The sequence below is a fragment of the Streptomyces soli genome, from assembly GCF_003999195.1.
GTDB classification, from domain to species: Bacteria; Actinomycetota; Actinomycetes; order Streptomycetales; family Streptomycetaceae; genus Actinacidiphila; species Actinacidiphila soli.
The window spans coordinates 1-2,889 of the sequence record NZ_RJVR01000136.1; the positions used below are offsets into that span (position 1 = coordinate 1).

General features: G+C 67.7%; 3 protein-coding genes. 1 reads left to right on the forward strand and 2 read right to left on the reverse strand.

Going from position 1 to position 2,889, the window contains the following annotated elements:
• Positions 1 to 250: 250 nt before the first annotated feature.
• Together EFK10_RS12300 and tnpA are read right to left on the reverse strand one after the other, a co-directional pair.
• Positions 251 to 1,687 carry an NF041680 family putative transposase gene (locus EFK10_RS12300; protein WP_127355762.1) on the reverse strand — a complete coding sequence of 479 codons (1,437 nt, stop codon included), beginning with the start codon at positions 1,685 to 1,687 and terminating at the stop codon, positions 251 to 253.
• 424 nt (positions 1,688 to 2,111) lie between these two features.
• The gene (gene tnpA, locus EFK10_RS12305) at positions 2,112 to 2,540 is read right to left on the reverse strand and encodes an IS200/IS605 family transposase (protein ID WP_127355763.1); all 429 of its coding nucleotides are present in this window, start codon (positions 2,538 to 2,540) and stop codon (positions 2,112 to 2,114) included.
• A gap of 51 nt (positions 2,541 to 2,591) precedes the next feature.
• Between tnpA and EFK10_RS12310 the strand changes: the two genes are divergently transcribed.
• A partial coding sequence (locus EFK10_RS12310) for a helix-turn-helix domain-containing protein (RefSeq protein ID WP_322973321.1) occupies positions 2,592 to 2,889 on the forward strand: 298 nt, incomplete at its 3' end.

The window sequence follows — 2,889 nt, forward strand, 5'->3', positions numbered from 1 at the left end:
GCCGTCGCCCCCACCGCCCCGCCGGCCCCGGCACCCCCATCGGCCAAACCCGCGGCAAATCCGCCTCCCCCGCCGGACGCGGGGGCGCGGTCGGCCGCCGCGCCCGCAACGGCGGCGCCTAACTGGCCACCGGGTTCGCTCCGTCGGGGTGCGGGCCCGTCGCCGGGTGCGGCCGGGTTGGGCCAGCCTCCCCCAAAGCTTCCTTTGGGTGGGGGTCCCCCCGCCTGGCTTCGCTCCCTCAGCTTGACGTTTAAGGTGCTTGATCCTTTCTCGCGTTCCGTCGGGCATTCGTTTTGGGTGGTTTGCCCACGTGGTGGTGGGGTGCGGGGCGTCGGTTCTTGGAGCCGGGTGGGCGTCCGGGGCCGGGCTTCCCGGGTTTCGGTGCGGCTGCCGGCCTCGGCAGTCGGCGGTGGAGGTGGCGGAACCCGCGTCGGACACGGGCGGGGGTGAGCCTGCCTGGTGGTGCGGGTCTTTCCCAGGGGCGGCGGAGGTCGTCGGTAAGGTCGCGGGCGAGTCTGAGCTGGGTGTAGGCGACGATGACGACCCAGCTCCAGCGGTCGGCCGCGCGCGGGTCGCGGAGCTGGGGCACGGTCCAGCCGAGGGTCTGTTTGAACAGGCGGAAGGTGTGTTCCAGATCGAACCTTCTGAGGAAGGTGTGCCACCAGCGTGCGATGTCGTCGGCGGTGGCGCTGGTGGCCGAGGACCACAGCCACAGGGGCTTGGGGGTCCTCTCGCCGGGAAGGTGGTCGACTTCCAGGCGGATCACGGTGCCCTCCACGATGGGCAGTTCGCCGTCTTGGTCTTCCCAGCCGGCCCGGTGGGTCAGGGCGGGATGCAGCGGGTTCCAGGCCAGGGCGACGGCCTCGCCGTAGTGGTCGGTGTGCTCGGCCGTCGCCCGGCCGGGGGCGGGCCAGGTGGTGTCGTCGGCGAACTTGAACGCCGCCCCGTACCTGGGCGGGCGTCCGTTCCTGCCGCGTGCCCGGGGCGGGGGCGGGAAGTACAGCACCCGGTCCGAGCGCAGTCGTCCGACCAGTTCGATCGGCAGGTCCGCCAGGAGGAAGGAGAGCCGGACGACGTCGTATCCGGCGTCGAGGACGACCACGATCTTCGGATCTCCCTGGCTCCACCGCCCCGCCTGCGTCAGCCGGGAGCAGAGTTCGCGCAGCTGGGCGGCGGTGACCGTGGTGACATCGTCGGCCGGGGTGAGCCGCAGGATGTCCAGTGGCGCGGTCCAGGAAGTTGGCCCGCTCTCCAGGGCTGCGATGACGGAGTACGGCCATCCCGGGGTCATCTGTGCGTTTCCGCGACCACGCCCGTAGCAGTGACAGAACGGCCGTTCCGGGCTGCAGGGCGCGTCCGGCCTCAGCCAGTTGCTGATGTCCACGGCGATCCGCAGCCGTCCCTCACTGTCGCGGGGCAACGGCAAAGAGGCCAGTGACCTGCGCAGACGGGACACGTCCAGGCGGCCGTGGTTGATTCCGTCGTACAACGACCCGTGCCCGCGCCGGTGCTCGGGAGCCAGCGACAGATCCACCAGCGTCTTGACCGGGCCGTCCGTACACAGCAGGGCGTCGACAAGCTCGAACAACTCGTCCCCGCGACGGGACAGGCAACCGTAGAAGTCGTTCCGGAAGTCGGATAACACGGACAGGGGGTGGACAGGGACGGAGGAGGCGGGAAAGCTCATCACAGCGGCCGTTCTGTTGCATCTCGAGGCTAGACACTTCGAGCATCACAGGCGGCCGCGCCTGCTGTCCGGCGCATGACGAACCCCGACAAGAGACGATCTTGTCGGGGTTAAACGTCAAGCTCAGAGCCTGTCGGATGACCTCTGATCGGGCGGACGCGCCCTGGCGCGTACGCTTCCCGCGTTGCCGAAATGCCCTAGTAGCTCCGCTACAAGACATCCCGGCGCCTTGGAATCGCACACACCAGACCGCGTCCGCTCTCCGATCGAAGGTCACCCGACAGGCTCTCAGGCGGACGGCCTACCCCCAACCCGTCCATCCCTTGATCTTCGCAGGGAATCCCGGCCTTCAGGCCGGGCGGGAATGCGATCCCTGACCCGGAGGCGCGAAGCGCCGGAGCTCTCTGCGCCTCCGGGGTGACGGTCAGGATGGCCGCTTCTGGTTGTCGATGTAGTCCTTGATGATGCTCAGTGGTGCGCCGCCGCAGGACCCGGCGAAGTACGACGGGGACCAGAACACCGACCCTGTGCCGATCCGGTTGATCCGGCCGGTGTATTCCGCCCGCAGGTATCGGGAGCTGACGCCCTTCAAGCTGTTGACCAGCCTGGACAGGGCGACCTTCGGCGGGTAGTGAACGAGCAGATGCACGTGATCGCCTTCGCCGTTGAACTCGTGCAGCTCAGCCTCGAAGGACTGGCACACGTCCCGCATGATCGCCTCGCAGCGCGACAGCATCTGGTCGTTGAAGACCTCACGCCGGTACTTAGTGACAAACACCAAATGAACGTGCAGGCTGTAGATGACGTGATTTCCCCTTCTAATATCAGGATCTGGTTCCCAACGTGGTGACATACACCAAGTGTAGTAGGATCAAGCGAACTCGACCGAAGGGGGGTGGGCTGGATGATCCGTGCGTACAAGTTCCTCATGCGGCCCACCGTGGGCCAGCAGGTCACGCTCGGCGAGATGCTGCGGGATCACTGCACCCTCTACAACGGGGCCTTGCAGGAACGACGCGACGCCTACCGCCACAGCTCGAAGACGAGCGTCACGTACGGCATGCAGTCCGCACAGCTCAAGGACATCCGGGCGTTCGACCCGCAGCGTCAGGGCCGCTGGTCGTTCAGCTCGCAGCAGGCGACGCTGCGCCGCCTGGACAAGGCGTTCGCCGCCTTCTTCCGCCGCGTCAAGTCCGGCGACA

Coding starts and splice junctions, on each gene's coding strand:
- EFK10_RS12300 (WP_127355762.1), bottom strand. CDS start 1,687: ATGAGCTTTCCCGCCTCCTCCGTCCCTGTCCACCCCCTGTCCGTGTTA.
- tnpA (WP_127355763.1), bottom strand. CDS start 2,540: ATGTCACCACGTTGGGAACCAGATCCTGATATTAGAAGGGGAAATCAC.